Below are 19,296 nucleotides of genomic sequence, written 5' to 3'. Positions count from 1 at the left end.
CGGTGGAATTGTCAGATGACAGGTCCCCGGTGCTGCGTGCGGTCGGCCCTGGCGGAAGAATCGGCGCTATGAGTTCGCTTCCCCGGCCCGCACTCGCCGTCATCGGCGGCAGCGGTTTCTATGACTTCTTCGACCACGACGCGGTGCACGTCGAGGTCGACACACCGTATGGCGCGCCGAGTGCGCCGGTCGCGATCGGGGAGGTCGAAGGCCGTGCCGTCGCCTTCCTGCCGCGGCACGGCAAGCAGCACGAGTTCGCGCCCCACACCCTGCCCTACCAGGCGAATATGTGGGCGCTGCGCGCGCTCGGGGTACGCCGGGTATTCGCGCCGTGCGCGGTCGGCAGCCTGCGCGCCGATTGGGGTCCGGGCACCGTGGCGGTGCCGGATCAGCTCGTCGACCGGACCTCGGGGCGGCCGCAGACCTACTTCGACGGTGGCGGCGTCCATGTCTCCTTCGCCGATCCCTACTGCGACGACCTGCGCGCCGCGGCGGTGCGAGCGGCGGGCCCGGAGGCGGTAGCGAAGCGTGACCACGCAGGGCCCTCGGGAGCACCGCCATCGGACACAGTGAAGTCGGGCGGTGAGCTCCGGGTCGAGGATTCCGGCACGATGGTCGTGGTGCAGGGCCCGCGTTTCTCCACCCGCGCCGAGAGTCGCTGGTTCGCCGGGCAGGGCTGGGACCTGGTCAACATGACCGGACACCCCGAAGCCGTCCTCGCCCGCGAACTCGAAATGTGCTACGCCGCGGTCGCTCTCGTCACCGACTTGGACGCCGGCCTCGAAGAGGGCGCCGGAGTGCACGCGGTCGACGTGTTCGCCGAGTTCAAGAAGAACCTCGGACCGTTCAAGGAGCTCATGCGTCGCGCGATCACCGCGGTAGACGGCACCGACACCTGCGAGCGCTGCCGCGTGCACGCCGGGGTATCGCTGCCCTTCGAACTGCCCTGATCATCCCGGCGGCGCGGTGACCTGCAACTGCGCGAGCATGAAGGCAGGTGCCGCGCCGCCGCTTGGCAGCGGTGACACCTCGACGTCGACGGTGAGCCAGCCACCCGCCTCGGCCGCCAGCCGCAATCCGCTCAACCCGGCGTGCGTGGCACCGGCCAGTACCTCGGCGCGCAGTGCGGCGATCCTCGGCCGGTCGTCGGGATGCGGGACGGTTCGCTCGTCGACCCCGCGCCACGTCAGGCCCGGCATCGGCTCGGTGACCCATCGCACCGCGCGAACCTGCGCGGTGTCGAGGATGACCAGATACAGGCCGGGCCGGGATTCGCGCAGCAACTCGAGCGTCGCGGCCTCGAACGACTTGTGTTGTGGGGCAATGCTGTCGGTGACATCGACGGCGACCCCACGCCACGCGAACCGCTGCTGGTCGCCGCTGCCGTTGCGCGCGGCCACCAACAGCGAACGCGGGCCGATCCGCGAGTGCACGGTGGCGACTCCCGACCATCGGCTCCGTGGGTCCGAACGGTACATCGTGGCAACGAATTCCAGGGCCTGATCGAAACGCTCGATACGCTGGAACGGCTCGGCACCGCTGTATTCGACCGGTGCCGAACCGAAATGGGGCCCGAGCCCGGCGGGATGGGTGCGCATCACGCGGGCGCGCGCGTCGACCTGGAACGGTGCGACGCGCAGTTCGTCCCGCGGCACCTCCGGCCCGACCCACACCTTCACCGCATGCGCGGAGGAACCGGGCCACAGCACCGGCACAGCACGAAACCGCAACTCCGACCATGGATTACGCGACTTCGGCAGCACCTCCTCCACCGGCGCCCCCGTATCATGCGCGGCCGCGATCAAAGGCTGCAGCCGAGCCGGAATCGCCCGCTGATACGACGCCCACTCACGCGGCGTAGTGCCCGCGGTCAACATCGACCAAGTCTGCGGTGTCCCCAACGTCTCCACCAACTGCCAACGTCCGATAATCACGTGCGACCCGTTACCTGAAGAGTGAGGCGGGCGAGGTTGATCGCCGCATTGGTATCCCGATCAATCGGCGGACACCCATTACGACAGTGATAGACACGGTCACGCAACGTCAGCTTGGTTATCGCCTGACAGCGCGAACATGTTCGAGTAGAAGGAAACCAGCGATCCGCAGTGACGAGCCGTGCCTGGTTCCAGGTGGTCTTGTAGCCGAGCAAGGTTCGTATCCGGCCGAGCGCGGCGTCACCGATCGCCCGGTTCAACCCCTGCTTGTAGGCACCGCCACGGCGAGACATTCCAGCGACGTTGAGGTCTTCGACCACGATCACGTCGTGGTTGCGAGCGAGTCTGGTGGTGGCGGCGTGGAGCTCGTTGCGGCGGATGTTCGCTACACGAGCATGGGTTTTCGCGATGCGAGCTTGGGTGCGCACCCACCGCTTCGACGGGTCCTGGCGGGATTCGGTTGTCTGGTCCCAACGACCCTGCTGCCGTGCGGCTTTGCGTTGCAACACCCGCAGCCTCGTTTGCGCGGCGGTCAGCGGTTTCGGTGCCGGCACGCGCTCTATCTCGGTGCCGTCCGCTGCTGCGACGACCAGCAGGTCTTTCACTCCGACATCGACACCCACCACCGGATGCGGTGATCGGCGAGCTCGGTCGCCACCGTGTTTGCCTTCCACGATCACTGCGAACGTACAGTACCAGTGTTGACCGTCGTATTTGACTGTCGCGGACAGAATGCGTGCGGTTCCCGCCTCGATACGGCGTGCCAACTTACGGGTCGATTCGTGGGTGTGGATCGTGCCGAGTACTGGCAGTGTGACGTGGTGTCGGTCGAGGTTCACTCGGATTGCGCCGGTGGTGAACCGGACCGAGTTCACCACCCGATGCTTGGGCTTGAAACGAGGGAACCCGATTTTGGCGCCTGCTCGCACACCGCTTCTCGACGCGGACCATGCGTTCAATCCTCGTGCGAGGCCGTCTAATCCACTGTTGTATGCCTCTTTGGAGTTCTCTGCCCACCACGGTGCGACCGTGTTCTTGCGGGTGTTCCACTTCTTACGCAACGCCGCCAGACTCCAGCCGAGCACAGGGGTCATCTCGTTGTCGGGCACACCATAGGAACGCTCTGAGGACCTTTGATCGATGACGGCTTTCACCAGCGCGAGCATGTGATTGTGTGCGAATCGTGCTGCCCCGCAATGGGAGCGGATTGCACGTTCCTGTGACGGGGTGGGATCCAACGCGAACCGGTACGCTTGGGCGGTCCAACCGTCGGGGATCTGAAACGTCGTCATGCGCCTGCTCACCCGGCCCTGACAGCGGCCGAATCAGCCGCTCGGCCGTCGCGAGAAACCGCCGGAGGGGTTACCCCGAGCTGCTTGTGCCTGGTCCACTCAGCCAACTTCAGACCCCCGAGTCAGTCAGATTCGCAAACGGATACTTACGTTCACCCGAGTTCCCTCGAGCAGTTCACAACCCCGCGCCCCCATGAGCTCTGCACGACTGCCCTCTATCTTGCCTGATCGGTCGAGCGGGGCGGATCAGGGGGGAGTGCGGTGTCGATAAGCTCGGCGGCATGAACGCACCGCTGCGGTTGGAGATCATCGTCGCCAGTACGCGCCCCGAGCGATTCGCGCCCGTGGTGGCGGGCTGGCTGGTCACCGCGCTGGGCGAGCGGCCGGAATTCGAGGTGGGGGTGCTCGATCTGCTCGATCTGGCGCTGCCTGTCGACCTCACCGAAACGGCGGAGGTCGAGGCATTTCGGGCCAGGTTGGCCGCGGCGGACGCGTTCGTCGCCGTCACCTCCGAGTACAACCACGGGTACCCGGCTTCGCTGAAGACCGCGCTCGACAGCGCCAAGCACGAGTGGCGGGCCAAGCCGATCGGGTTCGTGTCCTACGGCGGTCTGTCGGGTGGGTTGCGCGCGGTCGAGCAGTTGCGTCAGGTGGTCGCGGAACTGCACATGGTGTCGGTGCGCGAATCGGTGAGCTTCGCCCAGGCCAAACGCCGCTTCGACAAGACCGGCATGACCGACGACAACGCCGCGATCGACGCGTGCGACCGCATGCTGAACCAATTGACCTGGTGGGGAACCACTTTGCGGGCAGCCCGCACGGTCGAACCCTATCCGGGCTGATCGGCCGTGCGGGGCGGGCGCATGCTCAGGCGCTGGCCATCGTGCGCTGACCGCGCGGCTGGCCGATATAGGTCGACTCGCGGGGGATCGACACCAGCGTGAGGTTCACCCTGGTCGTTCCCGTGCGCAGAACGACGCGGTTGCCGATCGCGCCCGGCTGGAAGATCTCCAGGTCGGGGCGAGAAGCGGGCCAGCCGTTGGGATCGCCGGTGAGGTAGATCGTGGTGACACCGGCGTGCGGGGCGGGCGCGAGCACACCGTCGACGACCGTGGCGGTGAAACCCGCGTCGGACTGGTGTGTTTCGACCGCGATGGTCAGCCGCTCCGGATTGCCGACGGTGGTCACCAGCTGCTCCCAGGCCTGCGCCCGGTCGGTGCGCACCAGTACCCGCTCGCCGACGGCCAGCGCGCGGAACACCAACTGCTGGGCCAGGTACAGCTCACCGGCCACATACACGGTGGAGATACCGACACCGACGATCCTGGTGGCGACGCCGTTGCCCTCGTCGTCGGAGCCGAGCAGCTGCCCGCAGCCCGAAGACGGAAGATGCAGCGCGCCGATGACATCGATCGGGTACTCGATGGTCGGGATCGTGTCATCGACACCGGGAACCGCGATCGGCAGGTGCGCGAGCAGCGCGTCGCGATGACGACCGCTCATCGACACCATGCCCTTGGAATTGGTCTTCTCGGGAAGTTCGCGCGCGGTCAATCGCCATGCGGCACCGACACTGACGGATTCGGCATCGCTACCGGGACGCAGCCGCACGGCGACCGTGGTGCCACGGGACGGCGCGACCCACAGCTGCGCGAGCAGATCCGAACCCAGCTGCTTGGGATCCACCGCACTGCCGATATTCACCGCGTTGCCGATCTCGGCGTACTTCCACCGCTGACTCAGCGTGCGCGGATCGAGACCGGCGGTGATCTGCTGCACGGCCTTACGGATCTCCGGCGCGGTGAGGATGCGCGCGTTGCAATCGGCGTCCTCGAGCGTGCGCATGATCCGCTGGGTGGCGATGGTGACCGAGCGCGAAGCGCCATCGATGCCACCACCGCGACGAGCCGTCGCGTCCGGGCAGGCCACCGCGTCGAAGCTGATCGCGAGCCAGACCGTGCGGTGCGCGGTCGCGGGCAGCGGACCGAGCAGCGATTCGTAGATCGCGCCCGCGGGCGTGCCGGACCGGCTGCGGTGACCGTGGCTGATGATGTCGATCCCGCTGAGCAGGATGTCGTGCTGGTTGAGGCACGCGGCCAATTCGGGCAGCGGCAACAGGTGCGAGGCGTGCACGGCCGTGCGGGCGATTCTGGTCAGCCCGCCGCGCGGCGGCAGTACCTCGACAACGGTGACCACGCGACTGCCGTCCCAGTACAGCCCGAGCGAACGGCCGTCGGTGTCACGGAAGTCGACGGTGTCGCCGAGCGTGTAGTCGCGCTTGCCGGAAAACCGGCGGATGGTCGAGATCCAGTCGAGGATCGTGCGCTTGCCGAACGGGATCAGCGGCACCAGCGCCACCGCGATGGCGATGCCGAGCGACGGCAGCGCGTCGAGCCCGCAGATCAGCGCGACAACCCCCGCGATCAGGCCGAGGACCTGCGCAATGAGTAGGTGCGGCAGCGAAATCCGACCGAACAGCGGGCGCGGTCCCGCCCCGGTGAACTCAGCCATTCGTTCCTCCCCCAGGTACCCGATTGTCGATCGACCGATGGCCGAATGCGAACAACTGCTGCCGGGAACTGTACTGTGTTGCCCGGACGAGAGCACTGTTCGGGGGAGGAACCATGCCTTCAAAACCCACAACGCGCTGGCAGGTCAGCGGATACCGCTTCCTGGTGCGGCGAATGGAGCACGCCCTGGTGCGCCGGGATGTGCGGATGCTGCACGACCCGATGCGCGCGCAGACCCGTGCCTACGTGGTCGGACTGGTGCTGGGCATCGTGGTCCTCGCCGGTTGCGGTGTCCTCGCACTGCTGCGCCCGCAGGACAAGATCGGCGACAGCAAGATCCTGATCGCCAAGGAATCCGGCGGCGTTTACGTGGTCGTCGACAATGTCGTGCACCCCGCGCTGAACCTGGCCTCGGCCCGGTTGGCGGCCGGTGAGGCGTCCAAGGCGGCGATCGTCAAGGAATCCGAGCTCGGGAAGAAGCCGCGCGGTCAGCTGATCGGCATCCCCGGCGCCCCGTCGTCGATCCTCTACGACAAGGGCGGCAAGGGCCGAACCTGGACGGTGTGTGATCAGCTCAAGTCCGACGGCACAGCGGATCTGACCACGTCGGTGCTGGCCGGTGACCCGAGTCTGGGCGCCAAGGCATCGAAGGTCGAAGACGGCAAGGCCATGCTCGTCAAGGGCAAAGACGCTGTCTACCTGGTCTACGACGGCAAGCGTGCCCGCGTGAAGATGGACGATCCGGCTGTCACCCACGGGCTCGGGATCACCGGCGTGACGCCGCGCCCGATCGGCGAGGGTCTGCTCAACGCGATTCCCGAGGTGCTGCCGCTGATCACGCCGGTCATCGACAACCCCGGTGGCACACCGACTTACAAAGTGAGCGGCCACAAGATCGGTGACGTGGTCCAGGTATTCAACGAGCCCAACCAGAACTATGTGGTGCTCCAGGACGGACTACAGGAGATTTCGGCGCTGACCGCCCAGATCATCCGCAACTTCTATCCGACGATGATGAACGGCACGACCATTCAGTCGACCGACCGCACCTACGCGACCATCGTGCAGACGTTGAAGGTGCAGGACTACCCGCGCGACCGGCCGACCCTCATCACCGCCAAGGACCAGCCCGTCAGCTGCATGTCGTGGAAGCCGATCGCGGGCGCCACCGACAACACCGACGCCACCGCGCGCGCGGAACTGACTCTGCTGTCCGGCATCGACCTGCCGATCCCGGACAAGGCCAAGATGGTCGACCTCGCGCAGGCCGACGGCGCGGGCCCCAACGCGGACACCGTCTTCATCCCGCCGGCCTCCGGCGCCTACGTGCAGTCCACCGGTATCGAACCGAACAGCCGTCGCAAGGACAGCCTGTTCTACATCGCCGACACCGGCGTCCGCTTCGGCATCAAGAACACCGACGCGGTGAAGGCACTCGGCCTCGAGAAAGTCACCGCCGAACCGGCGCCGTGGCCGATCATCGGGTTGCTCGCGGGTGGGCCGACGATGGGTCGGGAAGAGGCGATGGTCGCGCACGACGGTGTCGCGCCGGATCCCTCGCCCGCCAAGAAGCCTGTCGCCGCGGCGAATTAGTCGGGCGGGGTCGCCTGCTTCGCGGAATCGGAGCGGAGTTCGGCGACCTCGGTGCGCAGGGCTCTCACCTCGTCGACCAGTTCGCGGAGCGTGCTCTCCGCGCGGTCGGCGGCGTCGTCGACGGTCTTGAGTTGTTCGACGACCCAGCTGGTCATGGTGCCGATGGCGAAGGAGATCAGGCCGATGCCCAACGTCATCAGGACCAGCGAGACCAGTCGGCCCTCGGTGGTCACCGGGTAGACGTCGCCGTAGCCGACCGTGGTCACCGAGACCGCCGACCACCACAGTGCGTCGCCGAAGGTCGCGATCTTGGAGTCGGGTGCGCCGTATTCGGCGTCGAAGAACGCCAGGCTCGACAGCAGCAGGATCAGCACGGAACTGGTGGCGACGAAGGTGACCAGACGGGTGCGCGGGTGCGTCGCGCGGTTGAGGGCGTCGAGCAGCAGCAGGGAAGCCCGGAGCAGGCGCAGCGGCCGAAACGGCGGCACGAGCACGACCAGCAGGTCGAGTGGATGCTTGCGAACGAAGCGCAGCCGCTCGCCCGACAGCCACAACCTGACCGCGAAATCGATGAAGAACACCGCCCAGATCGCGATATCCGCCAGGACGAGACCGGTGTCGAGGCGGGGTGACACATCGGTGTCGAGCACCCGCCACGCGTACATGATGACGAACACCACCGCGAGCACCATCAACGGCAGATTGGTCGCGCGCTCCCACCGCTGTCGGCGAGTGAGTGGACGTTCGGACGTTGACGGATTCATGCGGCTACCTGGATCGACGGGCTCGTGCCCGCCGACCGTACCTTGCTCTTTGGTCGAGCAGGTCAGAGATCGTCGGCCGACATCCCGAACTTGCGGCGGATCGGGAACGACGCCAGCACGCCGAGGACCAGAATGAGGCCGATGGCACCGGAACCGATCAGGGCCACATTGCGCGCGGTGTTGTCCGCGGGCGGCGGCGGTGCGGGCACCGCGAGCTGCTGACTGCGCGCCGGGCTCGCCTGCTTCGGCGGAAGTTCTTTGGGCACTTCGTTCGTCAGCGCCGCGACGGGGTCGACCGCGCCGTAACCGATATACGGATTCCAGCCTTCCGCGGGTGCGTGGGCCGTTGCCTGCAACCGCTGAATCACCTGCTTGGCGGTGAGATCCGGGAACCTGTCGCGCACCAGCGCGGCGACACCGGCGACATACGGCGAGGCGAAACTCGTTCCGCTGTAAGCCATGTACTTGCCCTGGTTGTCGTATTTGCCGTCGGAGATGCCGGCGGTCCTCGCATCGAGGGACGTAATGCCTTCTCCCGGTGCGGCGATGCCGACCCACGGGCCGGGCACGGTGAACGACGACGGTGCGCCGTTGGCGCCGATCGAGCCCACCGAGAGCACGTACTCGTCGTACCAGGCGGGGTTCACGTAGGTGCGGATCGTGCTCCACAGATCCTGTGCTGGCTTGAGCGGGTCTGGCCCGGGATTGCCTGACTTGCAGGCATTGTCGGAGTTGCCTGCCGAGCTGACGATCACCGCGTCCTTCTCGACTGCCGCATACTGCACCGCCGCGCCGAGGGCGCGGAACGCTGCCTCGCCGGCCGGGGAGCCGCTGTTGCAGGCAACGAGAGAGATGTTGATCACACTGGCGCCGAAATCCGCGGCCCGCCGGATCGCGCTAGCGAGCGAAGAGACCTTGCCGTAGCCCTCGGGGAAGTCGTCGGGACCCTTGTTCCGCCCGGCGCCCTCGGACTGATAGAGCGAGCTGGTCTGGCGAATGCTGAGGATGCGGGCCTCGGGGGCGACGCCGGAGAAGCCCTGGTTGTCGACTTTGGTCGCGCCGATGATTCCGGCCACCACGGTGCCGTGCACATCGCAATCCTCGGTGCCGTTGCCACCGGCGGCCACATAGTCGCCGCCCGCCCACAGATCGGGCAGGCGGGGGTGGGCCTCAACGCCGGTGTCGATCACCGCGACGAGTTGTCCCGCGCCACGCGAGAATTGCCAGGCCCGCTCCAGATCGAGCGAGCGCTGACTCGGCGGAATCACCGCCAGCGAGGTACTCGCCTGGGTACGGAAGCACAGTCCGTTGGTCCCACTGCCGCGCTCGGTCTTGTCCGGCGGCGCGGCGGGATCTCCCGCGGGCAACATCCCGGGGTCGATCGCGGGCGGCCGATCAGCGAAAGCCGTTCCGCTCACACCGAATCCGGCGTTCAGCCCGACGACAAGAGCAACGGCCGTCAGTCGAAAGCCGAGCCTCACAGCCCGCGAACCAGCGAGTAGAGATCGGCGACCCAGAACACCAGCGGCAGCACCGCGGCGACGAACGCGTACTCCAGCAGCTCGACGGCCCGGCGCATCGGCGGGGTCGCGGACTGGTTCGGCACGATCAAGCCCATCACCAGCGCCGAGATCAGAATCACCAGCGCGGCGCCGAAAACGACCAGGGGCTGGCGCATTTCGAGCGCGACGCCGATCAGCATCATCAGCACGATCGCCGAGCCACCCGCGATCAACACGATGGCCTGTTCGGCGCCCGCGTAGGTGCGGCTGCGGAACATCAGCACCACCGCGCACACCAGCGCCAGCGAGATACCGGGCCAGTAGGGATCCTCGGCGCCGGCGTTGATCGCCAGCAGCGCGCCGACGACGGTGACCAGCGTGGTCGCGCTGACCAGGCCGGCGAGGTAGTTACGGGCCCGCTCCGACCGCGCGCGCAGGGCATCGAGGGTCGGCAGGGCGCGGTGGTCGTCCGGATCGTCCTCGGTCGGGTCGATCGGGGTGCCGGGGGAGGGGACCGGCGGCAGCGGCAGCTTGGCCAGCAGCATCGAAACACGCGGCGAGAGTGACAGTCCGGCCAGACCGAGCGCGGCGACGACCGCGCCGATCGCCTTGACCGGCTGATCGGTGAGCAACCCGACGAGCGCGGCGGGCACCCCGAACACCGAGACGGTCGCCGTCCCGATGAACAGCGCGAGCCCGATGCCGGTGACCCGCCATGCGAGCACCGCGATGGAACCGAGCAGCGCGAATCCGAGCAGCAGATGTGCCGCGCCGTAGTGATCGGGGACCAGCAGCATGCCGCCGGTGAACGCGGTCGGCAGCGCGCAGCCGGCCAGCACGAGTGCGGCCGAGGCGTCGCGGTACATGCGGCTCAGCACCGTGCCCGCCACCACGCAGAGGATCGCGACGAACAGCGCCAGCGACCCGGAAACCCAGAACGGCAACGCATCCGGCGCGGCCAGCAGGCCGAAACAGCCGACCAGCATGGTGAGCGCGGCGAGCACCGAACCGGTGATGCGGGCCGTCTTCGGCGTCCAGCTGCGGTAGTGCTCGGCGTCGGCGACCGCGACGTTGTACATGATGTCGTCGAACAGGGGCGTCGGCGCCGCGTGCGAGGCGCTCTCGAGCATGAGCAGCTCGCCGTCGCGCACGCCCTGTTCGCCGAGGCTCAGCGAGTTCGAGAACGGTGGGTGGCCGATGCGCGCGAGCACCCATTCGGCAGGCTCGTAGCGTTCGCCGTCGTTGTCGAAATCATTCGAGCGGCTGTGCTGCGCGACCATGTCGACCACGCTGGGGATGACGAGGGCGACCGGTACATCGACCGGAATAGCCATGTCTACCTGCGTGTGCTTGGCCAGGATGGTTACTCGGGCAAGGTCCGGCGCGCGCACGATGCCGCGCGCGGAGTCCTCTTCCACATGATCGAGTCGCGCGTGCGTCAAAACTCCCCCAGTTCCGTCTCTACCTCGTGTTTCCGCTCGACCGCTCTTAACGGTCGACAGTTTGCGGAACCCACCGTTCGGACAGCAGAATGCCTGACGAACCATACGACATGTCGGCCGCGACCTCTACACTGAGCCCGTCGCGACGACAGATGAGCGAGTAGTCAAGCAGGGGGAGTCTTCGACCATGAGCACCGTCAGGTTCCAGCGCCGTGCCCGGCGCGAGATGCCGCGTACACCCGGTGGCGAGGTCACGTTGCAGCCGCCGCCGGAGATCCCGCGGATCACCCCGGGCAGCCTGCTGATGAAGCTGATGCCCGTCGTGATGGTGGTCGGCATGGTCGGCATGATGGCGCTGATGTTCACGCAGGGCAGCGGCATGCTGTCCAACCCGATGTCGATGATGTTCCCGATGATGATGATCATGTCGATGGTCACCATGTTCGGACAGGGTGGTGGCAAGGGCGCCAAGGCCGCCGAGGCCAACGAGGACCGCAAGGACTACCTGCGTTACCTCGATCAGGTCCGTAAAGATGTCGACGAGACCGCCAAGCAGCAGCGCGCCGCCGTCGAGTGGAGTCACCCCGAGCCCGGCCTGATCTGGATGCTCGCCGGTACCAGCCGGATGTGGGAGCGCCGCTCCGGCGACAAGGATTTCTGCCACGCGCGCATCGGCCTGGGCGGTCAGCGTCTGGCGACCAGGCTGGTGGCCCCGGAAACCGGCCCCGTCGAGGAACTCGAGCCCATCGCCGCGGTGTCGCTGCGCCGTTTCGTGCGCGCGCATTCCACGGTTCCCGACCTGCCGACCGCCATCGCGGTGAAGGGCTTCGGCACCGTCGCCCTCGACGGCGACCGCGCCCAGGCGCGCGACATGACGCGCGCGATGTTGTTGCAGCTGTGCATGTTCCAGGCGCCCGACCAGGTGCTCGTCGCCGTGGTCTGTGGCCCGGACACCGCCCGCGAGTGGGAGTGGACCAAGTGGCTTCCCCACACCCAGCACCCCGAGGTGCAGGACGGCATCGGCACCCAGCGCATGTTCTACGGCTCCATCCGCGAGGCCATGAGCGGCCTGCATCCGCTGCTCGGCAATCGGGTGCGTTACTCGCGTAACCAGCCGAACAACCCGAACATGGTGCACGTGGTGATCGTCGTCGACGGCGGTCTGCTCGAGGCCGAGGACGACCAGCTGCGCGAGTCCGGGTACGAGGGTGTCACCATCATCGACCTGTGCAATTACGCACCACGCCTTGCCGTTTCACGCGGCATCAAGATGGTCGTCGAAGACGGCGAGTGCCTCGGTCGCGGCGCCACCGGTAACCAGGAACGCTTCGCCACCATCGACCGCGTCAGCGCCGAGCAGGCCCAGCAGCTCGCTCGCAGGCTCGCGCCCTACCGTGCGGCCACCCAGCGCAGCAGCGATGTCGAGACCGACGAGACCGAGACGATCTCCACCTGGTCACAGCTGATGAGCCTGGGCGATATCGGTAACTTCAACCCGGCCAGCGCCTGGCGTCCCCGCTACGGCCGCGAACGTCTGCGCGTGCCGTTCGGCATCGGCGCCGACGGTGCCCCGGTGGAACTCGACATCAAGGAAGCCGCCGAGAACGGCATGGGCCCACACGGCCTGTGCATCGGCGCGACCGGTTCCGGTAAGTCGGAATTCCTGCGCACCCTGGTGCTCAGCCTGCTCGCCACCCACTCGCCCGACCAGCTCAACCTGGTCCTGGTCGACTTCAAGGGTGGCGCGACGTTCCTCGGCCTCGACGGCGTCCCGCACGTCGCCGCGGTCATCACCAACCTCGAGGACGAAGCCGACCTCGTCGACCGTATGAAGGACGCACTGGCGGGCGAGATGAACCGCCGCCAGGAAGTCCTGCGCCAGGCGGGCAACTTCGCCAACGTCTCCGAATACGAGAAGGCCCGCGCGGCGGGCGCCGACCTGGACCCGCTGCCCGCGCTGTTCGTCGTGCTCGACGAGTTCTCCGAACTGCTCACCCAGCACCCCGACTTCGCGGAACTGTTCGTGATGATCGGCCGCCTGGGCCGCTCGCTGCAGGTCCACCTCCTGCTCGCCTCGCAGCGTCTGGAGGAAGGCAAGCTCAAGGGCCTGGAATCGCACCTGTCCTACCGCATCGGTCTGAAGACCTTCTCCGCCAACGAGTCCCGCCAAGTCCTCGGCGTCCCCGACGCCTACAACCTGCCGAGCACCCCCGGTGGCGGTTACCTGAAGTCCGACTCGGGCGAGATCCAGCGCTTCCAGGCCTCGTACGTGTCCGGTGCGTACGTCGGTGGTGGATCGGCGCGTGAGGTCACCAGCGCGGGCATCGTCGGCGGCGAAATCGATGTCAACGCCCGGCCGTTCAACGCGACCCACGTCGGATTCCGTGCGGCGGACCGGGTTCCGCTGCCGGTGGAAGCCGAGTTCGCGCCGGAGCCGGTCGGTGACGAGAACGAACAGATGTCGAACCTGAACATGCTGGTCTCGCGCATCTCGGGCCACGGCCGTCCCGCCCACGAGATCTGGCTGCCGCCGCTCGAGGAGGCGCCGACCATGGATCAGCTCGTGCCGCGCTCGATCCTCACCGGCGAGTACTCCGCGATCGCCACCCTTCGTGCCCCCATGGGCATCGTCGACCGCCCCTACGACCAGCGCCGCGACCCGTTCGTCGTCGACCTGTCGGGTTCACGAGGCAACGTCGCGATCGTCGGTGGCCCGCAGTCGGGCAAGTCGACCGCCCTGCGTTCGATGATCATGGCGATGGCGTTGACCCACACCGCCGAGCAGGTGCAGTTCTACTGCCTGGACTTCGGTGGCGGCACGATGACCAGCCTGCTCGGCCTGCCGCACGTCGGTTCGGTGGCCAGCCGTCTCGACGAGGACCAGGTCCGCCGCACCGTCGCCGAGATGACCACGATCGTGCGCACCCGTGAGGCGAAGTTCCGTCAGCTCGGCATCGAGTCGATGGTCGAGTTCCGTCGGCTGCGTTCGATGGACCCGGCGTCGAGCCCGGCCGCCCAGGGCGCACACGAGGATCCGTTCGGTGACGTGTTCCTTGTCATCGACGGCTACGGCTCGATCCGACAGGACTTCGACGCGCTCGAGCAGGTCATCATGAACCTTGCGGTGCAGGGTCTTTCGTATGGCGTGCACGTGGTGATCGCGCTCGCGCGCTGGGCGGAAGCCCGCCCCGCGCTCAAAGACCAGATCGGCACCCGCATCGAGCTCCGCCTCGGTGACCCGATGGATTCCGATCTCGGCCGTAAGTTCGCGTCGCTGGTTCCGCAGGGCAGGCCGGGTCGCGGTATGACCGCCGAGTGCCTGCACATGCTCACCGCGTTGCCGCGGATCGACGGTTCCGCCGATCCGTCGAACCTGGGTCAGGCGGTGTCGAGCGCCGTGGAGACGATCGCCCGGATGACACCGGGACGGCCCGCACCGCAGGTCCGCATGCTGCCCGACAATCTGCCCCGCGAACAGCTGCTGTACCTGGCAGGCAACTGGCCATCACGCGTCGATCCCTCGACCAAGTGCATGCGCATCCCGATCGGTATCAACGAGGCCGAGCTCGCCCCGGTCTACATCGACTTCGCGGAGAGCCCGCACTTCATCATCATCGGTGACTCCGAGTCGGGTAAGACCACGCTGCTTCGCTCGATCATCGAGGGCATCGCGGCGTCGAACACCCCGAACGAGGCGCGCTTCATCGTCGGCGACTACCGCCGCTCGATGCTGGGCATCATCCCCGAGGGCTACCAGGCCGGATACGGTTCCACCGCACCGCAATTCACCCAGAACATGGCCGATCTCGCGGCCTATGTGGCCAAGCGGACCCCCGGTCCCGAGGTGACGCCACAGCAGCTGCGTGAGCGTTCGTGGTGGTCCGGTCCCGAGCTGTATGTGCTCGTCGACGACTACGACCTGGTCGCCACCTCGTCGGGCAACCCGGTCGCCGCGCTCGTCGAGCACCTGCCGCATGCCCGGGATCTCGGCTTCCACCTGATCATCGCCCGCCGCTCCGGTGGCGCCAGCCGCGCCATGTACGAGGCGACACTGGCGCGGATGAAGGACCTCGGTTCGGCCGCACTGGTGATGAGCTGCAGCAAGGACGAAGGCGTCATGGTCGGCACCACGCGTCCGGGCCCCAAGCCTGCCGGTCGTGGCACGTTCGTCACGCGTAATACCGAAGGCCTGGTCCAGACCGCCTGGATGCCGCAAGCGGAATGACCGTCGTCGAGCTGGTTGTCAGCGAAGCCAAAGTGTGGGCGCGTGGCGCCACCACCCACTGGGATGTCGCGCCGTCGGTTGTGCTGGGCAGCAACGGTTCCGATCTCGTCGTCGGTGAGCCGCTGACCCCGCCCACCCAGGCGGTGTCGGTGGTGCAGTACCTGGCCGGCGGTGTGCTCGCGTTGCCTCCTCGGATGCCGACGGTGGGCCAGGCGCTGTCCGCGGTGCTCGGTGCGATCATGGACACCCTGCGGGTGACGCCGCTGTGTGAGCGGATCGTCGTCGTGCACCCCACCTCGTGGGGGCAGCCCGAGCTCGACCTGTTCGGTACCGCCGCAGGGCAATTCACCCACGAGGTCGTGTTCGAGGCCTGCGCCCTGCGCGCGTCGGCGGTCGACGTCACCGCCAGCCGCAGTCGCCGCACCGCGATCATCGAGTTCGGCATGCTGTCGACCTCGGCGTCTTCGGTCATCTACGACACGAACGGCACCCATGTCGAGGCAGTCGAGGTCGAACCCAACCTCGCGGCCTCCGAACTCGCCGACGAGGACGGCTTCGGCCACCTCGCGGCACTTCTGGGCCGCCTGCTCGCCGATCGCCCCGCCGATGTCGTGCAGGTGTTCGGCACCACCGATCCCGCGGTACTGGCCTCGGTCAACGCGGTCGTCGAAAGTGTCTGCGGCGCAGGGGTACCCGTGAGCACGCTGACGGGAACGGACCTCGCCCGCCCCACCCAGAAGACCCCTGCCTACACGCCGACCATCCCGCCCGCGGCCGAGTGGATGCAACCCCTGCGCGAGCGCGCCGCGGCCACCAACCCGGTCGATCGTCGTCCCCTCTACATCGGCGCAGCGGCCCTGGTCGCTGTCGTCGCCGCGGCTGGTATCGGCGGCTTCTTCCTGTTCGGCTCCGGTGACCAGGAGGCGACCGCCGCCGTCGCACCCACCACGACGCAGGCAACCACCAGTTCCGCGCCACCGCCCACGACGTCGAAGCCGAAGCCGAAACCTTCCACCGCGACAGTCGGCCGAGTCGTCATAGAAGTCCCCGCGGGCTGGCATCGCACCACCGCCACTGATGCCCGCGCCGACCTCGTCCCCGACGACGCCGCCCGCCACCGCATCACCATCACCCAGAAACCGGTCACACCCGGAGCGGGCTACGACGAGGTCGCCGCCGACCTCACCGCCCAGATCGCCAAGAAGCCCGCAGGCACGGTCACGCCCGTCCGCCAGGACGTAGTCTTCGCCGGCCGCCCCGGCCTTTCCTACGAAGAACGCCCCGCCGACGGATCCACCGTCCGCTGGCAGGTGCTGGTCGAACGCGGAGTCCAGGTCAGCATCGGCTGCCAGTACGCCGAAAACGGCTGGGCCGGTGTGATGTCCGCCTGCGAGCAGGTCGTCGGAGCGGTCCACGTCGGTCCATAAGATTCGGCGACCAGTGTCAGTCTGGTAGAAGCCGCACCGGATCACGATGTCGAGTGCGTACGGCATGAAAATGTCTGCGGTCCAGGGTGGCGATCTCCGTCACCCCAAGTCGTTCAGCGACCGCGATGACCGACGCGTCAACTGCGCCCAAAGGGAAGTCCGCGTACTGCCGGACGAGCTCTGCCATCCGAGCCAGGTCGACATCGGTGAGGCCGACCAGCTCAATTTCCCCGGCTGCGACCGACTCCAAGAAACGTGCCTCAGCGCTGGGGCCGACTCGTGTCTCGAGGAAGTAGCAGACCTCGCCGAGCACAGGCCCAGGAATGAGCACAGGCCCGGGATGATGCTCGAGAAACGCCAAACAACGGTCGTGCGCAGCGTCGTTGGCGTTGAGTACCGCTACCAGTGGGCCCGTATCACAGACAATCACTTTGTCTGCTCGCCGCGCTCTTTCCGAAGGTAGTCCTCTGACCTCTCAGCGAGATCGGGCTCAGCGTGCATGAGACCGGCGAACGACAGGCGGCGCCGACGACCGCCGGCAGGCTCGGCGGCTGTATCCGGTTGAGGTCCGTCCGCAACCACCAACTGTAATGCGACAGCGCGCAGCGCACGAGCCTGGCTCGGTGTGAGCCGATCTACCAACCCGTGCAGGTCTTCGTAGTCGTGCGCTGCAGTCATGCCTCGATTCTAGCCGTCACACGCGAACTTGCAGGCCAGAGCCATGCATCGACCTCCAGAACCCACACCCAGACCTGGGGCCAGCACATTGCTGAGGTCGAGGCTTGGAACGCCGCGCTAGAAGATGCACTGGCGGATGCTCCGCAGACCCGCCAGGCGGGCCTGGGCCGGAAACTGTTGTGAACAATTAGGTAACCGACTGCTGTGACACTTTTGGAGTCCTCACCGCCCAAATCGCCAAAGCTGAAGGCTCAGGACGAGGGTTTCATACTCCAGAACCGGGTTGGGCGAGGGTCTCTTCGAGAGTGGGTGCGGTGAGCATCTGGTCGGCCCAGCGATGCATGTCACCGGGATCGGCACCGCGCACCTGATCAACGGTCGATTCGGGTACGTCACCGAACTTGTGCTCGAGCATCCGGATCAGCAAGTCGGCCTGCCCTTTGGCTGCGCCTTCAGCGCGCAGCATCTCCAGCACAAACTACGCCACGGTCGATCCGATCTAATGCCGAGTGGTGTGAAACCTGTTGCTGGACGCGATACTCAGCCTCCAGTCCACCGTGCTGATCGCTGCCAGCGGTTCGCCGCTGTCGCGGCCACTGATATGTAAAGTTTTTGGCGTTTTCTTTGCATGTTGCGTGGACATGTCAAATTTCTTGCAATGACTTTCCCAGGACCTTCCGTGCCCACAGGTTCATTTGATCGCTGACAGCCCGCTCGATTCGGGTTCGGAGGCGTGCGCAAGTACGCTCGCTGCGGGTCGCATGTTCATCGGGTGCGGCCTGTGAAGTTGGGAGGGGAAACCATGACTTATCCACCGCCGCAGCAAGGTCCGGGTTTGGCGCCGAGGCAGGGTGCGCCGCAGCAGTACGCCGGACAGCAGCCGTATCCGCCGATGCAGCCGCAGCAGGCCATGCCGCCGCAGTACGGTGCGCAGCAGGGTGGTCAGCCCCACCCGCAACAAGGATGGGGTCAGCCGCCGCAGCAGAATCCGTGGTGGAAATCGCCGCTCGTGCTGGTCGGTGGCGCTGTCGTGGTGGTCGGTGCACTGGTAGTCGGTGTTGTAGCCGTATCCAGCGAAGGCGACGACGAAGCGGGAACGGTCGCAGCGCCCCCATCCGCAGTCCAGGAAGCGCCCTCCGCACCCACCTCGGCAAAGAGCACCTCCAAGCCCGCACCGACGACGAGCAAGGCCACCCCGCAACCTGTTTCGGCTGACGCCAAGGCCGTCCTCGAAGCGTTGCCCGCACCCCTGCGTGAAGTCGTCGCCGTCAACAACATCACCGAGAAAGCCCCGATCGGCAACGACCCGTACGCGGTGCGAGTGGTGTTCACGGTGCCGGCCAAGAACAGCCTGACCGTAGGGCTCCTGAGGACCGCCGTCGACATCGACCGCTACCCGATCGCCTGGATCGACACCAACCCGGACAAACTCCTCCGTCAGTGGAGCAGCCAGCACCCGGAGTGGCTGACAGACAAGGGCGAGAAGAAGTTCCGCATCGACGACACGATCCCCGGCGGTGGCGCGACGATCGAGACCTTCAACACCACGACGAAGTTGTACATGTCGATGTCAGGGTTCAAGGACAAAGACTCCGCCTTGAAGTTTCTCGAGCGCGCTGGGTTCTGAATTCTGTCCGGCAGCCCTTCATCGCCGGTACCTCAGCCGACCTGCCATTACGTGCTGCCAGCCAGTAGAGCCGTAGCGGCGCACGCGGGGATTCAGCTAAGGTGGCCTCGTTGGCTCGTGCTGGATGGAGCCGGACACACGCCAGGGGAGTAGCGGGGGGAGATCTGAACGACGTGCAGAACGTCAAGTCTGAGGGCCGTAGCACTCGGCCCCGTATGTGCCTCTGGCCAGGTGATCCTGTCTTCGACACGCACCTACGTGCTGACAACGGGGGCTACCGTGACCGTGCGCCAAGGTTTTTT

Annotated in this window: 15 protein-coding genes; 6 read left to right on the top strand and 9 right to left on the bottom strand. The window is 66.9% G+C overall.

The features are described from left to right. Positions 1–68: 68 nt before the first annotated feature. On the top strand, positions 69–950 hold the full coding sequence (gene mtnP / locus ACFWPK_RS23310; RefSeq protein WP_378919034.1) for an S-methyl-5'-thioadenosine phosphorylase: 882 nt from the start codon (positions 69–71) through the stop codon (positions 948–950). On the opposite strand, the gene ACFWPK_RS23305 is transcribed toward mtnP, so the two are convergent. Then, complete coding sequence (locus tag ACFWPK_RS23305; protein WP_378919033.1) at positions 951–1,934, bottom strand: GAF domain-containing protein; 984 nt, start codon at positions 1,932–1,934, stop codon at positions 951–953. Beyond that, positions 1,931–3,226 carry an IS607 family element RNA-guided endonuclease TnpB gene (gene tnpB / locus ACFWPK_RS23300; RefSeq protein WP_378919031.1) on the bottom strand — a complete coding sequence of 432 codons (1,296 nt, stop codon included), beginning with the start codon at positions 3,224–3,226 and terminating at the stop codon, positions 1,931–1,933. Before tnpB ends, ACFWPK_RS23305 begins: the two co-directional genes overlap by 4 nt. A 281-nt stretch (positions 3,227–3,507) precedes the next feature. Here tnpB and ACFWPK_RS23295 point away from each other — a divergent pair, with 281 nt between their 5' ends. Next, positions 3,508–4,068: an NADPH-dependent FMN reductase gene (locus ACFWPK_RS23295; RefSeq protein ID WP_378919029.1), complete on the top strand. Its 561-nt coding sequence runs from the start codon at positions 3,508–3,510 to the stop codon at positions 4,066–4,068. A 25-nt stretch (positions 4,069–4,093) separates the two neighbouring features. On the opposite strand, the gene eccE is transcribed toward ACFWPK_RS23295, so the two are convergent. Then, positions 4,094–5,737, bottom strand: a complete 1,644-nt coding sequence (gene eccE / locus ACFWPK_RS23290; RefSeq protein ID WP_378919027.1) for a type VII secretion protein EccE — start codon at positions 5,735–5,737, stop codon at positions 4,094–4,096. A 113-nt stretch (positions 5,738–5,850) separates the two neighbouring features. On the opposite strand from eccE, the gene eccB reads away from it, so the two are divergent. Then, positions 5,851–7,329, top strand: a complete 1,479-nt coding sequence (gene eccB, locus ACFWPK_RS23285; protein WP_378919025.1) for a type VII secretion protein EccB — start codon at positions 5,851–5,853, stop codon at positions 7,327–7,329. On the opposite strand, the gene ACFWPK_RS23280 is transcribed toward eccB, so the two are convergent. The 3 genes from ACFWPK_RS23280 to eccD form a co-directional block, all read right to left on the bottom strand. Next, positions 7,326–8,093 carry a potassium channel family protein gene (locus ACFWPK_RS23280; RefSeq protein WP_378919023.1) on the bottom strand — a complete coding sequence of 256 codons (768 nt, stop codon included), beginning with the start codon at positions 8,091–8,093 and terminating at the stop codon, positions 7,326–7,328. The genes eccB and ACFWPK_RS23280 overlap by 4 nt on opposite strands. 62 nt (positions 8,094–8,155) lie before the next feature. After that, positions 8,156–9,511 (bottom strand): type VII secretion-associated serine protease mycosin, encoded by a 1,356-nt coding sequence (gene mycP / locus ACFWPK_RS23275; RefSeq protein WP_378919021.1) that lies wholly within the window; start codon positions 9,509–9,511, stop codon positions 8,156–8,158. A 59-nt stretch (positions 9,512–9,570) separates the two neighbouring features. Next, on the bottom strand, positions 9,571–11,037 hold the full coding sequence (gene eccD / locus ACFWPK_RS23270) for a type VII secretion integral membrane protein EccD (RefSeq protein WP_378919019.1): 1,467 nt from the start codon (positions 11,035–11,037) through the stop codon (positions 9,571–9,573). A gap of 187 nt (positions 11,038–11,224) precedes the next feature. Here eccD and eccCa point away from each other — a divergent pair, with 187 nt between their 5' ends. Further along, positions 11,225–15,262, top strand: coding sequence for a type VII secretion protein EccCa (eccCa, locus tag ACFWPK_RS23265; protein WP_378919017.1), 4,038 nt, complete (start codon positions 11,225–11,227; stop codon positions 15,260–15,262). Further along, positions 15,259–16,689 (top strand): type VII secretion-associated protein, encoded by a 1,431-nt coding sequence (locus tag ACFWPK_RS23260; RefSeq protein ID WP_378919015.1) that lies wholly within the window; start codon positions 15,259–15,261, stop codon positions 16,687–16,689. The genes eccCa and ACFWPK_RS23260 overlap by 4 nt, the downstream gene beginning before the upstream one ends. Before the next feature lie 16 nt (positions 16,690–16,705). Here ACFWPK_RS23260 and ACFWPK_RS23255 read toward each other — a convergent pair whose 3' ends face one another. From ACFWPK_RS23255 to ACFWPK_RS23245, 3 genes are all read right to left on the bottom strand, one after another. Beyond that, complete coding sequence (locus ACFWPK_RS23255) at positions 16,706–17,119, bottom strand: type II toxin-antitoxin system VapC family toxin (protein ID WP_378919013.1); 414 nt, start codon at positions 17,117–17,119, stop codon at positions 16,706–16,708. Beyond that, the gene (locus tag ACFWPK_RS23250) at positions 17,116–17,367 is read right to left on the bottom strand and encodes a hypothetical protein (RefSeq protein WP_378919011.1); all 252 of its coding nucleotides are present in this window, start codon (positions 17,365–17,367) and stop codon (positions 17,116–17,118) included. Before ACFWPK_RS23250 ends, ACFWPK_RS23255 begins: the two co-directional genes overlap by 4 nt. Positions 17,368–17,632: 265 nt before the next feature. Beyond that, positions 17,633–17,833, bottom strand: coding sequence for a hypothetical protein (locus tag ACFWPK_RS23245; RefSeq protein ID WP_378919009.1), 201 nt, complete (start codon positions 17,831–17,833; stop codon positions 17,633–17,635). A gap of 336 nt (positions 17,834–18,169) precedes the next feature. On the opposite strand from ACFWPK_RS23245, the gene ACFWPK_RS23240 reads away from it, so the two are divergent. Continuing rightward, positions 18,170–18,994, top strand: coding sequence for a hypothetical protein (locus ACFWPK_RS23240; protein WP_378919007.1), 825 nt, complete (start codon positions 18,170–18,172; stop codon positions 18,992–18,994). Positions 18,995–19,296: the final 302 nt, after the last annotated feature.

The sequence above is a fragment of the Nocardia sp. NPDC058519 genome (genome assembly GCF_042719755.1).
Classification (GTDB): domain Bacteria; phylum Actinomycetota; class Actinomycetes; order Mycobacteriales; family Mycobacteriaceae; genus Nocardia.
The sequence above is the reverse complement of the archived record's forward strand: the minus strand, read 5'-3'. Positions and strand labels throughout refer to the sequence as shown.

What these genes read in the sequence shown, in the direction of transcription:
- tnpB (WP_378919031.1), bottom strand. Translation starts at nt 3,226, where the DNA reads ATGACGACGTTTCAGATCCCCGACGGTTGGACCGCCCAAGCGTACCGG.
- ACFWPK_RS23295 (WP_378919029.1), top strand. Translation starts at nt 3,508, where the DNA reads ATGAACGCACCGCTGCGGTTGGAGATCATCGTCGCCAGTACGCGCCCC.
- ACFWPK_RS23240 (WP_378919007.1), top strand. Translation starts at nt 18,170, where the DNA reads ATGACTTATCCACCGCCGCAGCAAGGTCCGGGTTTGGCGCCGAGGCAG.
- mtnP (WP_378919034.1), top strand. Translation starts at nt 69, where the DNA reads ATGAGTTCGCTTCCCCGGCCCGCACTCGCCGTCATCGGCGGCAGCGGT.
- eccE (WP_378919027.1), bottom strand. Translation starts at nt 5,737, where the DNA reads ATGGCTGAGTTCACCGGGGCGGGACCGCGCCCGCTGTTCGGTCGGATT.
- eccCa (WP_378919017.1), top strand. Translation starts at nt 11,225, where the DNA reads ATGAGCACCGTCAGGTTCCAGCGCCGTGCCCGGCGCGAGATGCCGCGT.
- ACFWPK_RS23245 (WP_378919009.1), bottom strand. Translation starts at nt 17,833, where the DNA reads ATGCTGCGCGCTGAAGGCGCAGCCAAAGGGCAGGCCGACTTGCTGATC.
- ACFWPK_RS23260 (WP_378919015.1), top strand. Translation starts at nt 15,259, where the DNA reads ATGACCGTCGTCGAGCTGGTTGTCAGCGAAGCCAAAGTGTGGGCGCGT.
- ACFWPK_RS23250 (WP_378919011.1), bottom strand. Translation starts at nt 17,367, where the DNA reads ATGACTGCAGCGCACGACTACGAAGACCTGCACGGGTTGGTAGATCGG.
- ACFWPK_RS23280 (WP_378919023.1), bottom strand. Translation starts at nt 8,093, where the DNA reads ATGAATCCGTCAACGTCCGAACGTCCACTCACTCGCCGACAGCGGTGG.
- eccB (WP_378919025.1), top strand. Translation starts at nt 5,851, where the DNA reads ATGCCTTCAAAACCCACAACGCGCTGGCAGGTCAGCGGATACCGCTTC.